Raw genomic sequence first — 17,139 nt, forward strand, 5'->3', positions numbered from 1 at the left:
CGGGCGGAGGACGGCGGACTGAGTACGGATACTCAGATCCAGGGTTGAGTACCTCAGCGGATGGCCTCCGACCTGCCGGGACGGGAGAGTAGTGGCACCCGGGAGGGGCGGCGCGTCGGGCGCCGGACCGCCCGGGCGGCGGATCCGTCCGTCCCCCCGGCCGGGAGGGCCCGGGGCGACGGCGGAGTCCGCACAGGTGCCGGTCACGGACCCCGCACCGCCGACACGGGGCGGCGGAGCGGGCCGGGGGGAGACCGGCCACCGAGGGGGGAATCGCGCCCCGCCTCCCAGTGGGGGGACGGCGGAGCGACGGCACACGGCGGCGGCGCGGCACGGGGGAGGGCCCGCGCCCGCCGCCGGTACGCCGACCGGGTGAGGATTGTCAGTGGTGCCGTTCACGATGGGGGAGCACGGACCACCCGGTCCGCGCGCTGCCTCGGAACGGGGGAGACCATGACCATCAGCCGTCCTGAGCCCGTCGCCGCCCGCCTCCACTCCACCGCCCTGCCGCACTCCCCGGGCTTCCCGGGATCCCCGGGGTCCTCCGGGGGACGCCCCGCCGGGCGGGACGTCCATCCCGTGCTGCGCCGGACGGCCGCGCCGCCCGCCGCCCTCGACCTGCTCGCCGACGCCCACCGCACCCTCGCCCGCGCCCGCGTGCTGGAGGACCCGCTGGAGCGCTACGCCACCGCCCACCTGGCCGCGCTGCGCACGGTGGCGGCCGTGCTGGCCGTGCGCGGGCGGCCGGAGAAGAGCCCGCGAAGGCGCAAGGCCATCCGCAGCGCCTGGGAGGTGCTGCCCGAGGTGGCCCCCGAACTCGCCGAGTGGGCGCCCTACTACGGCGCCGGCGCCCGCCGCCGGGCCGCCGCCGAGGCCGGGATCCGGGGCGCCGCCTCGGCCCGCGACGCCGACGACCTGATCCGCAACTCCGCCCTGTTCCTCCGTCTGGTCGAGCGCCTGCTCGGCCTCCACCCGACCCCGCCCGCCCCCAGGCTCCCGCTGGACGACGACGACGAGCCCCCGGCCGTGAACGGCGCGGCCACCCGCCAGGCTCACCGACTTGATTAGCCAAATGTAGCGATCCGATGGCAGAGTGTAATCGCACGCCCGGCGCCCAGGCGACGTCGGGCACCCTCCCCGGCCATGGCGAGTTACTCGGTGGTCGGCCAGCGTCCGGAGGGACGCGCCACGCGGACCAAAGCCACAGGTTTCGGCACCAGGGCGCGAAGACGATCGGCCATGTGGCCGCCATGTGCGACCATCGGAACCCGGGGAAAGCTCGGGATCCCTTAGCCGATCAGAGACGCTTAAGGTGGAGGCATCCTGATCGAACTGCACGTGCCTAGGAGCCCGACCTTGTACCCGACGCGTCCCCGCAGTGCCCTGCGTACCGCCGTGGTGTGGGAGGTGGTGCGGGCAGCCCTGGAGAAGCGGGCGGCCGAGCTGGACCAGCCGGTGCTCGACGTGGTCGACACCGGCGGCGGCACCGGCAACTTCGCCGTGCCGGTGGCCAAGCTCGGTCACCGGGTCACCGTGGTCGACCCGAGCCCGGACGCGCTGTTCGCGCTGGAGCGCCGGGCCGCCGAGGCCGGCGTGACGGACCTGGTGCGCGCCGTCCAGGGCGACACCCAGACGCTGCCCGAGCTGGTCGCCCCCGGCACCGTGGACGCGGTGCTCTGCCACGGCGTGCTGGAGGTCGTGGACGACCCGGCCGAGTCGCTCGGCAGTCTGGCCGCCACCCTGCGCAAGGGCGGCCTGGTCAGCCTGCTGGCCGCCAACCGCAACGGCGCCGTCCTGGCCCGCGCGCTGGCCGGCCACTTCAACGAGGCCCGGACGGTACTCTCCGCCGTCGACGGCCGCTGGGGCGAGCAGGACCCGATGCCGCGCCGCTTCACCGGCGAGGAGCTCGGTCGACTGGCCGAGGGCGCGGGCCTGCGGGTCGAGTCGGTGCACGGCGTCCGGGTCTTCGCCGACCTGGTCCCCGGCGTGCTGGTGGACACCGAGCCGGGCGCGATGGAGGCGCTGCTGAAGCTGGAGGAGGCCGCCGCCGCGCAGCCCGCCTTCCACGCCGTCGCCACCCAGCTGCACCTGCTGGCCACCCTGGCCTGAGCCCTCGCCGAGCCTCCGCCGGGCCCTCGGTCCGAGCCCGGGGGCCCGCCCGCCGCCGTACGGTTCGCACGCCGTGCGGCGGCGGTTCGCTTCCCGGACGGGTGCCGGTCTCCTGCGCCTTGCCCCGGTGCGCTCGCGAATCGTCCCCGGCTCCGGGCCGATTCCACCGCATCGGGCACTTGTCCTAGCCGCCCCGCGTTGAGACGGGTGCGGCCCCGCCCGGTCGAAGTGGCCCGTCCCACGCGGCGCAGACCACCCCGTAACGGGCTCACGGACCGTATGATCTGGGTAAAGCCGGAAAGCATGACAGCCGGATGCGTGGGGCATATGGACGACACGGGCCGGGTCCCCCCGCACAGGCGTCCGACCGTGTGCCCAAGGCTGATTGGACTTGCCTCCCCGACCGGGGTGGCGGACCGGTCGCACCCGCGACCGACGAGTAGGAGGACTCCGTGCCGCTCTCGGAGCACGAGCAGCGACTGCTCGACCAGATGGAGCGAGCGCTGTATGCCGAAGATCCCAAATTCGCGACAGCGCTTGAGGGAACCGGGCTGCGCACCTACACCCGTCGGCGGGTCTATCTGGCCATCGCCGGCTTCGTGGTGGGGATCGGCCTGCTGATGGGCGGCATGGTCGTTCCGGACCAGATCTGGGTCAGCGTCGTGGGCTTCCTGGTGATGCTCGGGTGCGCGGTGTTCGCCGTGACCGGCTGGCGCCGTGGGCCCGCGGGCCAGGGCTCCGGCCCCCGTCAGGCCGCCGCCCCGCGCCGCAAGGCCGGGATGATGGACCGCGTGGAACAGCGCTGGCAGCGCCGCCGGGACGAGCAGACCGGCGGCTTCTGAGCCGCTCGACGAAAGCGTAGGACACAGGAAGCCGGGGCGGGCAGTCGATCGACTGCCCGCCCCGGCTTCTTGCCGGTTCAGGACGGCTCAGTCCTGAGGGGTGGACCGCTCGCGCCGGGTGAACACCCGCCGCACCGGCCCGGTGACCGCCTCGACGGCCCGGCCGACCCGGGTGCCGACGGCCGTACGGGCCGCCCGCACCGCGTCGGAGGTCCGCCACCACAGCTGCGCCGAGGACGGCGGCAGCAGCAGCGCCCGGGCCCGGTCCAGCCGCCCGGCGCCGGCCCACAGACCGTGCCGGGCGGTGCGGACGTCGGCGGCCAGCGCGGCCGTGGTGACCTGCCCGGCCGGGGCGTAGAGCACCCGCTCGGTGGCCAGCGCCAGGCGCCCGGCGGCCGCCGCCGCGTCCGCGTCCAGCGCCGCCTTCTCGGTGATCCTCCGGGCGGCCGAGCGCGGGGTGCGTGACTCGTCCGGGGGAATTCCGAGGTCCCAGGCGGAGTCGATCAGCTCGTCCCAGGCGGCCAGCACCTGGGCGTCGGTCAGTTCGAGCGGGCCGTCCCCGCCGGGGCGGCGCCGTCCGCCGCCGCCGAGCCGGCGGCGGCGCAGGGCCGTGCGCCAGAGCATCGGGGCGAGCAGCAGTGCGATCACCACCAGTACCGCGGTCAGGGCGCCGAGCACCTGCGAGGAGAGCGGCCAGGACTGCTCGTCGGCCTTGTCGGCGGCCTTGTTCCTGGCGCCGCAGTCACCCAGCTGGCGCTGCTTGGCGGTGCAGTCCGAGCTGCTGGTCGGCGCCGGGACGGCGGCCGCGCTCGACGCGGCGGCGGTCGGCTGCTGGGTGGGCGCCGTGGTCGGGGCGCTGGACGCCTCCTGGTAGTGGGCCGGGACACCGCGGCTCGGGGTCGGCTCGAAGCGCATCCAGCCGTAGCCGGAGAAGTACAACTCGGGCCAGGCGTGGTACATCCGGCCGGTGACCGAGTAGACGTCGCCGCCCTTGCTGTCGCCGGGGGTGAAGCCGACCGCGACCCGGGACGGGATCTTCAGTACTCGGGCCATCGCCGCCATGGTGGAGGCGAAGTGCACGCAGAAGCCCCGGTGGTCGCGCAGGAAGACCGCGATCGCGTCGCTGCCGGTGCCGCCCGCGACGTTGGTGTCGTACTTGAACTGCGGGCCGGTGAACCAGTTCACCAGTGCCGTCGCCCGGTCGTAGTCGTTCTGCGCCTTGGCGGTGACGGCCTTGGCCTGCTCGGCGACCACCGGCGGCAGGTCGGCGGGCAGGGCGGTGTAGTGGTCCCGGATGTCCTGCGGGGCGAGCGGCGCGGCGCGCAGCTCGCCGGCGGTGGGCCGCAGGTCCAGCGAGGTGACCTGGTAGTGCAGGCCGCGGATGGCCTTGTCGTTGGTCGGCACCACGGTGCGGGTCAGCGGGTCGAGCTTCCAGTCGCCGCGGTTGGGGAGCTGGACGGAGGCGGCCGGGTACGGCATCGGCAGCCAGCTCTTCTCCAACCGGTCGCTGACCTGGAAGTCGCCCTGGATCCGGGGGACGTCGGTGCTGCGCAGGCCCTCGGGGGAGGGCAGGGTGGCCGGGAGGTCGCTGACGACCGGGCTGCTGAGCTTCCAGTTGGTGCCGTCGAACTGGTCCAGGGAGCCGGTGCGCAGGTAGATCTGGTCGGCCAGGTCGCTGTCCAGGGTGTAGCTGAGCAGCTCGGTGTCGGTCGGTTTGGTGACCGCGGCCTCCAGGCTGACCAGCGGGTCGAGGCTGGTCGTCACGCTGCCCGAGGTGCCCTTGCCGGAGGACCCGCCGGAGCCGGAGTCCAGCAGCCCCAAGTCCCAGCGCGGCAGGAAGACCGGCAGCAGCATCGCCAGGGCCAGCGCCAGGACGCCGACCTGTTGGCCGCCCGGGCTGACCCGGCTGGAGCCGACCGTGCCGCGCGCGCCGCCGCGGAAGACCCGGCCCCAGCGGGAGACCCGGTCCTGGCCCTCGGCGAACAGCAGCATCAGGTAGCCGGCCGCGGCCAGGCCGAACCAGACCCAGCTGCCGTGGTCCCCGGCCAGGCCGTTGCCGATCGAGTACAGCGCCAGCAGCGGCAGCCCGGCCAGCGCGGAGCGCCGGTAGGTCACCGCGACGGTGTCCACCAGGACGGCGATCAGGCCGACCGAGGAGACCAGGATCAGCCGCAGTCCGGCGGTCGGAGGCGCCGGGATGGCGTACTGGGTGATGTCGTCGATGCCGGAGGAGAAGACCCGGCTCAGCACCCGCATCGCGTTCGGGCCGGGCAGCACGCCGCCGGTCATCCCGGAGCCGGCGAAGCCGATCAGCATCAGCAGGAGCAGCACCAGCAGCTGCGCCACCGGCACCGTCCAGCGGAACAGCGGGGAACGGCGCAGGCCCGCTCCGACCGCCGCGATCACGGCGATCACCAGGACGGCGTGGGTGAGCCAGCTCCGGGTGGTGAGCAGCGGGAACATGCACAGCGCGGCGAGGGTGGTGGCCAGAGCCGAGTACACGGTCAGTTTGGCCCGGGTGGTCACGCGCCGGCCTCTTCTCGGTAGGGGGCGGTGGTCTTGGCGCCCTCGGCGGCCCGCCACAGGTCCGGTACGGAGTCCCCGGCGCGCACCGGCAGGACCGTCCAGCCGGCCTCGCGCAGCTGCCGGACCCGCTTGCGGAACTCGTCGCCGCCGGTGTTCGGGGCGAGCATCCGCAGGCCGGCCCAGGTGTCGGTGTCGAGCAGGAAGGCGATCGCCCCGCCGGTACGGCTGCGCAGCCGCGCCAGTCGGGCGGTCTGCGCCTCGTCCAGCGCGCCGATGACGGCGACCAGCAGGCCCTCGCCGCCGGACCGCAGCGGCTCCTCGGCGCGGGAGAGCCCGCCGCCGTCGGAGAGGTCGGCGACCGCGAGGGCGTCCAGGATCAGCCCGGAGGTGTCGGCGGCGACGTTGTTGCCCCCGGTGCCGGGGCCGGGCACCCACTGGCCGGTGTCGGTCAGCAGTTGGGTCTGGTAGCCGCGTTCCAGCAGGTGCACGGCGACGGAGGCGGCGCAGCTGACCGCCCACTCGAAGGAGGAGGCCGGGCCGCTGCCGCGGTGGCCGACCTCGCGGGTGTCCAGCAGGACGGTGGCCCGGGCCTTCTGCGGCTGTTCCTCGCGGCGCACCATCAGCTCGCCGTACCGGGCGGTGGAGCGCCAGTGCACCCGGCGCAGGTCGTCGCCGGGCCGGTACTCGCGCAGGATCACGTCGTCGTCGCCGGCCAGCGCGAGGGTGTGGGCGTGGCTCTCGCCCTGGCCGATCCATTCGCCGCTGAGCCGCACCTGCGGCAGCGCCTGGACCTGCGGGACGACGGTGAGCACGTCGGAGGCGGTGAAGGAGCGGCTGACCTCGCACATCCCGAACGGGTCGGACAGCCGCAGGTGCAGCGGCCCGAGCGGGTAGCGGCCGCGCAGGTCGGAGCGGACCCGGTAGGAGACCTCGCGGAAGCCGCGCGGCTCGACCCGGTCCAGCACGAAGCGCGGGCGCGGCCCGAGCACGTACGGGACCTTGTCCTCCAGGAGCAGCAGGCCGGTGGGCACCCGGGAGACGTTGTCGACCCGCAGGTGGACCCGGGCCTCCTGGCCGGCGATCGCCCGGTGCGGGTTGAGCCGGCGGCCGCTGGCCACCCGGTAGCGGGTGTTGGCGACCACCAGGGCGGCGACCAGCGGCAGCGCGGCGAGCAGCACGCCGACCCGCAGCAGGGCGTCCTGGTTGAGCAGGTAGGCGCAGACCACCGCGGTCAGTCCGGCCGCGAGGAAGGAGCGGCCGCGGGTGGTGAGGCCGCGCAGTCCGGCCCGCAGTCCACCCGTCTGATCGGATGAGGCCACCTCAGCCCCTCCGGACGGCCGGGCCGCCCTGCGGACGCGGCAGCGGCAGCCGGGCGACCAGGTCGGTCACGATCTGCTCGGAGGTACGGCGGCTGAGCTGGGTCTCGGCGGTCGGCATCAGGCGGTGCGCGAGGACCGGGACGGCCAGGCGCTGGATGTCGTCCGGGGTGACGTAGTCGCGTCCGTCCAGCGCGGCGGCGGCGCGGGCGGCCCGGACCAGGTGCAGGGTGGCGCGCGGCGAGGCGCCCAGGCGCAGCTCGGGGCTGGTGCGGGTGGCGGAGACCAGGTCGACGGCGTAGCGGCGCACCGGGTCGGCGATGTGCACGGTGCGGACCAGGTCGACCAGCTTGAGGATGTCGGTGGCGTGCGCGACGGGCTGGAGGTCGGCCAGCGGGTTGGCGCCGGCGTGCACGTCGAGCATCGCGAACTCGGCCTCGGGGCTGGGGTAGCCCATCGAGATCCGGGCCATGAAGCGGTCCCGCTGGGCCTCCGGGAGGGCGTAGGTGCCCTCCATCTCGACCGGGTTCTGGGTGGCCACGACCATGAACGGCGAGGGCAGCTCGTAGCTGGTGCCGTCGATGGTGACCTGGCGCTCCTCCATGGACTCCAGCAGCGCGGACTGGGTCTTGGGCGAGGCGCGGTTGATCTCGTCGCCGACCACGATCTGGGCGAAGATCGCGCCCGGGCGGAACTCGAAGTCGTGCCGCTGCTGGTCGTAGATGTTGGTGCCGGTGACGTCCGAGGGCAGCAGGTCGGGCGTGAACTGGATGCGGCGCACGGTGCAGTCGACCGAGCGGGCGAGCGCCTTGGCCAGCATGGTCTTGCCGACGCCGGGCACGTCCTCCAGCAGCAGGTGGCCCTCGGCGAGCAGGACGGTCAGGGCGATCCGGACGGCCTCCGGCTTGCCCTCGATCACGCTCTCGATGTTGGCGCGGACACGGTCCACGACCGCGGCGAGCTCGGGGAGTCCGACCTGGCGGTACCCGTTCGCCCTCTGTTCGCCCCCCGCAGGACTGCCGAGACCGGCCTGGTCGTTGTAGCTCGTCACCCGTTTACGCTCCCTGGCACCCTGTGCCAGCCTCACCCGAGGCCGGACCCCCACCCCATGCTTGACGCGGCCGTCCCGGGGGCGGTTCCGACGGCGGATCCGGCGCCGGGGTGGCGGCCTGCGGCCCGGCCGCCCCAGGTGGTTCGGGGTCCGACCGGCAGGCGCATTCTCCCCCGGGCGGTGGCCCGAAGTCACCATTCGGCTGTTCCCGAATGCCCGGAGGAGAGCGGGCGAGTATCAGACGATCTCGCGCAGCAGCCCGGTGTGGACGTCGAAGACGAAGCCGCGCACGTCGTCGGTGTGCAGCAGGAACGGGGAGGTGCGCACCCGCTGCATGGACTGGCGGACGTCGCCGTCCAGGTCGACGAAGGACTCCACCGCCCACTGCGGGCGCTGGCCGACCTCCAGCTCCAGCTCGCGGCGGAAGTCCTCGGTGAGTCCGAGCAGGCCGCAGCCGGTGTGGTGGATCAGTGCGATCGAGCGGGTGCCGAGGGCGCGCTGGCTGATGGTCAGGGAGCGGATGGTGTCGTCGGTGACGACGCCGCCCGCGTTGCGGATGACGTGCGCGTCGCCCAGTTCGAGGCCGAGCGCCGCGAACAGATCGAGGCGGGCGTCCATACAGGCCACCACGGCGATCTTCTGCACCGGGCGGGCGTCCATGCCGCCGTCCCGGAAGGTCACCGCGTACTCGCGGTTGGCCGTCACGAAACGGTCGATGATGACGGGTCGGGTGGTGTCGGCAGCGGCGTTCGGCGTGGGCCGGTCGGGGGTCACTGTCATGGTGGCGACGTTAGTGCGATTCCGGGCCCCGCGGTGGGGTCGGGAGCTACAGAACCGGCCGCTGTGATCGAGTGCATAGCGACAACGGGAGGGTTTGTCCGAGCTGGTCCCGGAGTGGGTTCGTACCCGGTCGCTCGACGGGGGCGCGTGGCGCTCGTCGGGGCTCGCCGGCCGGGGCCTCCACCGGACCGCTCCGACGGCCGCGACCTGCGGTGATCCGTACCGCCGCCCGGGTGGTGCGCCGGAGCGGACCATTGACTGCCGGGGGCCGCGCGATAGAGTTGCGCCGCAGTGGAGCACACCCGCCGGAGCCCGTCAACCGGGCCTTGTCGGCCGGTGTGGACCGGTCGATGCGGCTCATGGCCTCCACCCGCTCCGTGCCCACCTGGCGCACCTTCCCCGGCGCCGGGCGGTCACGACCTTCCCCCTGAGCGGGCGGGGACCACGGGCCGCGTCGTCGTGTCGGGGGACGGTGGGCGAGAATGGTCGGAGCTCCCGGAGATCGGGCTGCTCCGCACCGAGGAAGGGCGCCACCGCGCATGACCACCAACGAACCGGGTCCCAAGCACGTTCCGGTGATGCTGCAGCGGTGCATGGACGCCCTCGCCCCCGCGATCTCGCGCCCCGGTGCCGTGGTGGTGGACGCCACCCTCGGACTCGGCGGGCACAGCGAGGCGCTGCTCACCCAGTTCCCGGAGGTCCGGCTGGTCGCGGTGGACCGCGACCCGCAGGCGCTGAAGCTGTCCGGCGAGCGGCTGGCCCCGTTCGGCGACCGGGCCACCCTGGTGCACGCGGTGTACGACGAGATCCCCGAGGTGCTGGAGCGCCTGGGCATCGACGAGGTGGACGGCATCCTGTTCGACCTCGGCGTCTCCTCGATGCAGCTGGACGAGGCCGACCGCGGTTTCGCGTACGCCCAGGACGCGCCGCTGGACATGCGGATGGACCAGACCCGTGGGATCAGCGCGGCAGAGGTGCTGAACACCTACAGCCACGGTGACCTGGCCCGGATCCTCAAGGTGTACGGCGAGGAGCGGTTCGCCGGGAAGATCGCCTCGGTCATCCTGCGGGAGCGGGCCAAGGAACCGTTCACCAACAGCGCGCGTCTGGTCGAGTTGGTGCGCAACGCCATTCCGGCGGCGACCCGTCGGACCGGCGGGAACCCGGCCAAGCGGACGTTCCAGGCACTGCGGATCGAGGTCAACGGCGAGCTGGAGGTCCTGGACCGGGCGATCCCGGGGGCGCTGGACGTCCTGGCGCTCGGCGGCCGGATGGTCGTGATGTCGTACCAGTCGCTGGAGGACCGGCTGGTGAAGCAGTACTTCGCCGCCGGGGCGACCAGCACTGCCCCGCCGGGGCTCCCGTTCATCCCGGAGGAGCACCAGCCCTGGCTCAAACTGATCACCCGAGGTGCCGAGCTGGCCACCGAGCAGGAGATCGAGGAGAACCGGCGCGCCGCGCCCGTCCGACTGCGGGTGGCGGAGAGGATCAGGGACCGAAGCAAGCGGGGCTGAGTCCCGGCGGGGTCCGAAGGGCGGAGGAAAGCGGTGGGGCCGGTGGCCGGTGAGGTCCGGGCGGGGCGGGGAGGACTCCCCGGACAGGGCAGGGCGCGCATCACGGTCCGGCCGGGGCGGCGCCCCGTGCGGGGGCGCACGCCGTTCGCGGTGCTCGTGGTGATGCTGCTGGCCGGCGGCCTGTTCGGGCTGCTGGCGCTGAACACCGCGCTCAACGAGGGCTCCTTCGAGCTGTCCCGGCTGCAGAAGCAGACCACCAAGGCGACCGACGAGCAGCAGAGCCTCCAGCACGAGATCGACCAGAGCTCGGCCCCGGACGCGCTGGCCAAGCGGGCCGGGGAGCTGGGCATGATCCCGGCCGGGGGGATGGCCTTCCTGGACGTGCCGAACGGAGGCAAGGTGATCGGCACGCCCGGACCGGCGCAGGACAGCCCGCCGGTGAAGAAGTCGACGGTCGATCCGTGGCCGATGAAGGCCTCCCCGGCCGCGCAGGGCGCCCCGGCGCCTTCGGCGCGGCCCACCGCGCAGCCGAGCGCCCAGCCGACCGCCCCGGCCGCGGCCCCGTCGGCGCCGACCCCGGCGGCCTCGGCCGGTGACTCGGTGATCCAGCTCAACCCGGTCTCGCCCGCGCCGCACGGGGGTGGCAACCGGTGACCACTCCCCGTCAGCCGTCGGGCTCGGGCTCCGGCTCCGGTTCGGGCCGTCGTCAGCCGCCGCGCACCGGTGCGCCCCGGCCCGCCGCGGGCCGCAGCCAGCCGGCGAAGGGCCAGTCCGCGAAGCCGCAGCCCGCCAAGCCTCAGCCCGCCAAGCCGCAGGCCGCCAAGGGCCAGCCCGCGCGCGGCCAGTCGGCCAAGGCCCAGCCCGCCAAGGCCGCCGCTGCCCGTACCCCGCGCGCGCCGCAGCAGCGCCGCCCCGAGGGCCGTCCGCCGGCCCGCAGCCAGGCGGCGGTGCGGCCGCGTCCGAAGACCCGCCCGCCGCAGCGCCCCAAGGCGCTGAAGCTGGCCGAGCCGAAGCGCCGGCTGCGGGTGATCACCGTGGTGCTGTCCCTGGTGTTCTCGGTCTTCGCCGGGCGTCTGGTGCAGCTCCAACTGGTGGACGCCGACGCGCTGGCCGCCGACGCCAACACCAACCGTTACCTGAACATCCCGATCACCGCCGAGCGTGGCTCGATAACGTCCTCCGACGGGGTCGCGCTGGCGGCCACCGTCGACGCGTACGACATCACCGCCGACCCGGCGATGTTCACCCCGGAGGCGACCGGCATCCCGGACGCGCCGGAGCAGGCGGCCGCCCTGCTGTCGCCGATCCTCGGCGTGCCCAAGGAGAAGCTCGCCACCGATCTGCACACCCCCAAGACCCGCTACAAGCGGCTCGCCGCCCAGCAGACCCCGGCTGCCAAGAACCAGATCAGCGACCTGAAGTCGACCCTGGAGAAGCAGGCCGGCTCGCGCACCTGCCTGGCCCAGAAGAAGCTGCTCGGCAAGCCCGCCGACCAGGGCGGGCGGGCCCGGGTGGACAACGAGTGCGCCAACCCGCTGGCCGGGGTGTTCAACCAGGAGACCCAGAAGCGGGTCTACCCGGCGGACGGCCTGGCCGCCAACCTGATCGGCTTCGTCAACGGCGAGGGCGCGGGCGCGGGCGGTCTGGAACTGCAGTACCAGAAGCTGCTGGCCGGCAAGGACGGCCACAGCAGCTACGCCCAGGCGGGCGGGCGGCTGGTGCCCACCGCCGGGGGCTCGATGGACGAGGCCGTGCCCGGCAGCGACGTCAAGCTGACCGTCAACCGGGACATCCAGTGGGCCGCCCAGCGGGCGATCACCGACCAGGTGGCCAACTCCGGCGCGGAGAAGGGCTACGTGGTGGTCCAGGACGTGAAGACCGGTCAGGTCCTCGCGATGGCCACCGCGCCCGGTTTCAACCCGAACGACCTGAGCCTCTCCAAGCAGTCCCAGATGGGCAACCCGGCCCTGGTCGACGCCTACGAGCCGGGCAGCACCGCCAAGCTGATGAGCCTGGCGGCCGTCCTGGACTCCGGCAAGGCCAACTGGGACACCAAGGTCACCGTGCCCGGCACGCTCGTCCGGGCGGGCCAGCAGTTCAAGGACGACGTTCCGCACGGCGACTGGTACCTGACCCTGGCCGGGGTGCTGGCCAAGTCCTCCAACATCGGCACCATCGAGGCGGTCGAGACCCTCGGCGACGGGGACCAGCTGAAGGCCAACCAGGTGCTGGACGGCTACATGCGCAAGTTCGGCGTGGCCCAGCCGACCGGCCTGAACTTCCCCGGGGAGACCACCGGGATGCTCAAGAAGCCGGAGGACCTGGTCGCCTCGGAGAAGTACAACATCTCCTTCGGCCAGGGCCCGCTGCAGATGAACGCGCTGCAGGCCACCTCGGTGTACTCGACGATCGCCAACGGCGGGGTGCGGGTCGCGCCCAGCATCGTCCAGGGCACCACCGGGCCGGACGGCAAGTTCACCCCGACCCCGCCGGGGGAGCAGGCCCGGGTGGTCAGCGAGCAGACCGCCAAGACCCTCACCTCGATGCTGGAGTCGGTCGTCGACGACGAGCAGGGCACGGGCGGCAAGGCCGCCATCCCCGGCTACCGGGTCGCCGGCAAGACCGGTACCGCCAACCGGGGGGCCGCCAACGGGGTCGGCTACGACGGCTACACCGCCTCCTTCATCGGCTTCGCCCCGGCCGACGCCCCCCGCTACACCGTCTCCTGCACCCTCCAGGGCCCGGTCAACGGCCACTTCGGCGGCCAGCTGTGCGGGCCGGTGTTCAAGCAGGTGATGGAGTTCACCTTGAAGACCATGCAGGTCCCGCCGAGCGGCAGCCAGGCGCCCAACCTGCCCGTCGAGTGGAAGCCGTGAGCACGGATGAGCAACCAGCGGGCCGCTGCGGCCGGCGACGCCGAGAAGGCCCGGTTTGGCCCTGGGCACCCTTCGGCGGATAGCCTTCCCGCCGTGCCGAAACCCGATCAAACCACCGTGAGTCCGCCCCGCCCGACCGGGGCCGCCGCCCTGCCGCTCGCCGAGCTGGCCGCTCAGCTGGGCCTGCCGCCCGTCGAGGGCGGCGCCGTCACCGGCGTCACCCACGACTCCCGCGTGGTGCGCCCGGGCGACGTGTACGTGGCCTTCCCGGGCGCCAACCACCACGGCGCGGCCTTCGCGGCCAAGGCCGCGGACGCCGGCGCGGTGGCCGTGCTCACCGATCCCGCGGGCGCCGAGCTGGCCGCCCCCACCGGCCTGCCGCTGCTGGTCGTCGACCGGCCGCGGGCCCGGATGGGCGAGCTGGCCGCGATCGTCTACGGCCGCCCGTCCGAGCGGCTGCTGATGATCGGGCTGACCGGTACCAACGGCAAGACCACCACCTCGTACCTGGTCGAGGGCGGTCTGCGTGGCGCCGGACGCAGCCCCGGCGTGATCGGCACCGTGGAGATGCGGGTCGGCGAGGAGCGGATCAAGAGCGAGCGCACCACCCCCGAGGCCACCGACCTGCACGCGATCCTCGGCGTGATGGCCGAGCGCGGCGCGGACGCGGTGACCATGGAGGTCTCCAGCCACGCCCTGGTCTTCGGCCGCACCGACGGGGTGGCGTACGACGTCGCGCTGTTCAACAACCTCACCCCCGAGCACCTCGACTTCCACCCGGACATGGAGGACTACTTCCAGGCGAAGGCCCGGCTCTTCCAGCCCGGCAAGTCCCGCCACGGCGTGATCAACCTGGACGACGAGTACGGCCGCCGACTGGCCGCCGAGGCCAAGATCCCGGTGACCACCTTCTCGGCCGCCGGCGCCGCTGAGGCCGACTGGCGGGCCGTGGACGTCCAGCTCGGTCCGACCGGCTCCACCTTCCGGGTGCTCGGCCCGGACGGCGCGCAGGCGGACGCCGCCGTCCCGCTGCCCGGCCCGTTCAACGTCTCCAACGCGCTGGCCGCGATCACCGTGCTGGTCGCCGCCGGGCTGCCGCTGGAGCTGGCCGTGGCCGGCGTCGCCGCCGTCCCCGGCGTGCCGGGCCGGCTGGAGCGGGTGGACGCCGGACAGCCGTTCGTCGCCGTCGTGGACTACGCCCACAAGCCGGACGCCCTGCAGGCCGTCCTCGCCTCGCTGCGCGAGGTCACCAAGGGCCGCCTGCACGTGGTCGTCGGCTGCGGTGGCGACCGCGACCCGCACAAGCGCGGCCCGATGGGCGCCATCGCCGCCCGCCTCGCCGACACCGCCCTGCTGACCAGCGACAACCCGCGCAGCGAGGACCCGCTGGCGATCCTCGCCAGCATGCTGACCGGCGCCGCCGCGGTGCCCGAGGCCGAGCGCGGGGCCGTCCTGGTCGTCCCCGACCGGGCCGAGGCGATCCAGCTCGCCGTCGCCCGCGCCCAGGCGGGGGACACCGTGCTGGTGGCCGGCAAGGGCCACGAGCTCGGCCAGTACGTACGAGACGAGATCCGCCCCTTCGACGACCGGGAGGTGCTGCGTGAATCCATCGCGCGGACCACGGCCGCCCGGGGCGACCGAGGAGTAGAGCAGCAGTGATCGCACTGACCCTCGCCGAGGTGGCCGCCGCGGTCGGCGGCACCCTGGACGGCGCGGACCCGGACGTCCTGGTCACCGGCCCGGTCGAGGTCGACTCACGGAAGGTGTGCCCCGGCGGCCTGTTCGCGGCCTTCGTCGGCGAGCGCGTGGACGGCCACGACTACGCCGTCACGGCGGTCGAGGCCGGCGCCGTCGCGGTGCTGGCCTCCCGCCCGGTCGGCGTGCCCGCCGTCCTGGTCGACAGTGTGGTGGAGGCGCTCGGCAAGCTGGCCCGCACCGTGGTCGCCCGCGCCGAGGGCACCGCCGTGGTCGCACTGACCGGCTCGGCCGGCAAGACCAGCACCAAGGACCTGATCGCCCAGCTGCTCCAGCGCCACGGCGAGACCGTCTTCCCGCCCGGCTCGCTCAACAACGAGATCGGCCACCCGATGACCGCGCTGCGGGTCGAGGCCGGCACCCGGCACCTGGTCATGGAGATGGGCGCCCGGCACAAGGGCGACATCGAGTACCTCACCTCGATCACCCCGCCCCGGATCGGCCTGGTGCTCAACGTCGGCACCGCCCACGTCGGCGAGTTCGGCTCCCAGGAGGCGATCGCCGAGGCCAAGGGCGAGCTGGTCGAGGCGCTGCCCGCCGAGGGCGCCGCGATCCTCAACGCGGACGACCGGCTGGTGCGCGCGATGGCCTCCCGGACCAGGGCGAAGGTGGTCTTCTTCGGGGAGTCCCCGGAGGCCGACGTGCGGGCGACCGACGTTCGCCTGGACGCCACCGGACGGCCATCGTTCACGCTCACCACCCCGGCCGGTTCCGCTCCCGTGCAGCTGCGCCTGTACGGTGAGCACCACGTCTCGAACGCCCTCGCCGCCGCCGCGGTGGCGATGGAGCTCGGGATGACCGTCGACGACACCGCGGCAGCCCTGGGCGAGGCGGGTGCGCTGTCCCGCTGGCGCATGGAGGTCGTCGACCGGGCCGATGGTGTCACCGTCGTCAACGACGCCTACAACGCGAACCCCGACTCGATGCGGGCCGCGCTGCGGGCGCTGGTCTCGATGGGCGGCCGCGGTCCGGAGCGCCGCCGCACCTGGGCGGTGCTCGGCGAGATGCGGGAGCTCGGCGAGGACAGCCTGGCCGAGCACGACGCCATCGGGCGGCTCGCCGTCCGGCTGGACGTCACCAAGCTGGTGGCGGTCGGCGGACGCGAGGCGGCCTGCATGGAACTCGGCGCGAGGAACGAAGGTTCGTGGGGTGAGGAGTCGGTGCTGGTGTCCGACGCGGACGCGGCGGTCGAGCTGCTGCGCAGTCAGCTGCGGCCGGGGGATGTGGTCCTGGTGAAGGCGTCCCGTTCGGTGGGGCTGGAGAAGGTGGCCGAGGCCCTCCTGGCGGACGGTGCTGCCCGATGATGAAGCAGATCCTCTTCTCCGGGATGATCGGCCTGATCCTCTCGCTGGTCGGCACGCCCGCCCTGATCAAGCTGCTCGCCCGGCAGGGCTACGGCCAGTACATCCGCGATGACGGCCCCAAGGCGCACCACAGCAAGAAGGGCACGCCCACCATGGGCGGCATCGCCTTCATCCTGGCGACCCTGATCGCCTACTTCGGGACGAAGGCGATAACGGGCGAGAGCCCGACCGCCTCCGGGCTGCTGGTGCTCTTCCTGACCACGGGCCTCGGCCTGGTCGGCTTCCTGGACGACTACATCAAGGTGGTCAAGCGCCGCTCGCTGGGCCTGCGGGCCAAGGCGAAGCTGGCCGGCCAGTCGATCGTCGGCCTGGTGTTCGCCATCCTGGCGCTGCAGTTCCACGACGACCGCGGGCTCAGCCCGGCCTCCCAGTCGCTGTCCTTCGTGCGCGACTTCAAGTGGTCGATCGGCCCGGTCCTGTTCGTCATCTTCGCCTACTTCATGATCGCCGCGACCTCCAACGGTGTGAACCTGACGGACGGTCTGGACGGCCTCGCCGCCGGTGCCTCGGTGATGGCCTTCGGCGCCTACACCTTCATCGGCGTCTGGGAGTACGGGCAGAGCTGCGCCTACTTCCTCTCCGCCACCAACGCCTGCTACGACGTCCGCGACCCACTGGACCTCGCGGTGGTGGCCGCCGCCCTGATGGGCTCCTGCTTCGGCTTCCTGTGGTGGAACACCTCGCCCGCCAAGATCTTCATGGGTGACACCGGCTCGCTGGCCCTCGGCGGCGCCCTGGCCGGTCTGGCGATCTGCTCCCGCACCGAGCTGCTGCTGATCCTGCTCGGCGGCCTCTTCATGATCATCACCCTGTCGGTGATCATCCAGGTCGGCTCCTTCCGGATGACCGGCAAGCGCGTCTTCAAGATGGCACCACTGCAACACCACTTCGAACTCAAGGGCTGGAGCGAGGTCCTGGTCGTGGTCCGCTTCTGGATCATCCAGGGCCTGTGCGTGGCCGTCGGCCTCGGCCTCTTCTACGCGGGATACCGGACCGGATGACGAAT

At 73.4% G+C, this 17,139-nt stretch carries 13 protein-coding genes; 9 read left to right on the forward strand and 4 right to left on the reverse strand.

The window, feature by feature from the left end; translation table 11 throughout:
* Positions 1-453: 453 nt before the first annotated feature.
* From ACGF12_RS06635 to ACGF12_RS06645, 3 genes are all read left to right on the forward strand, one after another.
* Complete coding sequence (locus tag ACGF12_RS06635; RefSeq protein WP_393026446.1) at positions 454-1,068, forward strand: SAV_6107 family HEPN domain-containing protein; 615 nt, start codon at positions 454-456, stop codon at positions 1,066-1,068.
* Positions 1,069-1,356: 288 nt separating this feature from the next.
* Complete coding sequence (locus tag ACGF12_RS06640) at positions 1,357-2,109, forward strand: methyltransferase domain-containing protein (protein WP_387623391.1); 753 nt, start codon at positions 1,357-1,359, stop codon at positions 2,107-2,109.
* Between the two features lie 452 nt (positions 2,110-2,561).
* Positions 2,562-2,951, forward strand: a complete 390-nt coding sequence (locus ACGF12_RS06645; protein WP_393026449.1) for a DUF3040 domain-containing protein — start codon at positions 2,562-2,564, stop codon at positions 2,949-2,951.
* An 87-nt stretch (positions 2,952-3,038) separates the two neighbouring features.
* Here the strand turns inward: ACGF12_RS06645 and ACGF12_RS06650 are convergent, their stop codons facing one another.
* The 4 genes from ACGF12_RS06650 to ACGF12_RS06665 all read right to left on the reverse strand — a co-directional run bounded on the left by ACGF12_RS06650 (position 3,039) and on the right by ACGF12_RS06665 (position 8,624).
* Positions 3,039-5,477 carry a transglutaminaseTgpA domain-containing protein gene (locus tag ACGF12_RS06650; protein ID WP_393026452.1) on the reverse strand — a complete coding sequence of 813 codons (2,439 nt, stop codon included), beginning with the start codon at positions 5,475-5,477 and terminating at the stop codon, positions 3,039-3,041.
* Positions 5,474-6,796, reverse strand: coding sequence for a DUF58 domain-containing protein (locus ACGF12_RS06655; protein WP_393026455.1), 1,323 nt, complete (start codon positions 6,794-6,796; stop codon positions 5,474-5,476). The genes ACGF12_RS06650 and ACGF12_RS06655 overlap by 4 nt, the downstream gene beginning before the upstream one ends.
* A 1-nt stretch (position 6,797) precedes the next feature.
* Entirely contained in the window at positions 6,798-7,742 is a 945-nt protein-coding gene (locus ACGF12_RS06660; protein WP_393026751.1) for an AAA family ATPase, read from the reverse strand.
* A gap of 339 nt (positions 7,743-8,081) precedes the next feature.
* Positions 8,082-8,624, reverse strand: coding sequence for a beta-class carbonic anhydrase (locus tag ACGF12_RS06665; protein ID WP_380609288.1), 543 nt, complete (start codon positions 8,622-8,624; stop codon positions 8,082-8,084).
* 539 nt (positions 8,625-9,163) lie between these two features.
* Between ACGF12_RS06665 and rsmH the strand changes: the two genes are divergently transcribed.
* The 6 genes from rsmH (at position 9,164) to mraY (ending at position 17,134) form a co-directional block, all read left to right on the forward strand.
* Positions 9,164-10,138 (forward strand): 16S rRNA (cytosine(1402)-N(4))-methyltransferase RsmH, encoded by a 975-nt coding sequence (rsmH, locus tag ACGF12_RS06670; protein ID WP_387620623.1) that lies wholly within the window; start codon positions 9,164-9,166, stop codon positions 10,136-10,138.
* Positions 10,139-10,264: 126 nt separating this feature from the next.
* On the forward strand, positions 10,265-10,792 hold the full coding sequence (locus ACGF12_RS06675; RefSeq protein WP_393026458.1) for a cell division protein FtsL: 528 nt from the start codon (positions 10,265-10,267) through the stop codon (positions 10,790-10,792).
* Positions 10,789-13,014 (forward strand): penicillin-binding transpeptidase domain-containing protein, encoded by a 2,226-nt coding sequence (locus tag ACGF12_RS06680; protein ID WP_393026461.1) that lies wholly within the window; start codon positions 10,789-10,791, stop codon positions 13,012-13,014. Before ACGF12_RS06675 ends, ACGF12_RS06680 begins: the two co-directional genes overlap by 4 nt.
* A 93-nt stretch (positions 13,015-13,107) precedes the next feature.
* Positions 13,108-14,673 (forward strand): UDP-N-acetylmuramoyl-L-alanyl-D-glutamate--2,6-diaminopimelate ligase, encoded by a 1,566-nt coding sequence (locus ACGF12_RS06685; RefSeq protein ID WP_393026464.1) that lies wholly within the window; start codon positions 13,108-13,110, stop codon positions 14,671-14,673.
* Positions 14,670-16,073 (forward strand): UDP-N-acetylmuramoyl-tripeptide--D-alanyl-D-alanine ligase, encoded by a 1,404-nt coding sequence (gene murF / locus ACGF12_RS06690; RefSeq protein ID WP_387620613.1) that lies wholly within the window; start codon positions 14,670-14,672, stop codon positions 16,071-16,073. Before ACGF12_RS06685 ends, murF begins: the two co-directional genes overlap by 4 nt.
* Positions 16,073-17,134, forward strand: a complete 1,062-nt coding sequence (mraY, locus tag ACGF12_RS06695; protein WP_393026754.1) for a phospho-N-acetylmuramoyl-pentapeptide-transferase — start codon at positions 16,073-16,075, stop codon at positions 17,132-17,134. The genes murF and mraY overlap by 1 nt, the downstream gene beginning before the upstream one ends.
* The last annotated feature ends 5 nt before the right edge of the window (positions 17,135-17,139 follow it).

Source organism: Kitasatospora sp. NPDC048296 (genome assembly GCF_043201815.1).
In the GTDB taxonomy this organism is placed as follows: Bacteria; Actinomycetota; Actinomycetes; order Streptomycetales; family Streptomycetaceae; genus Kitasatospora.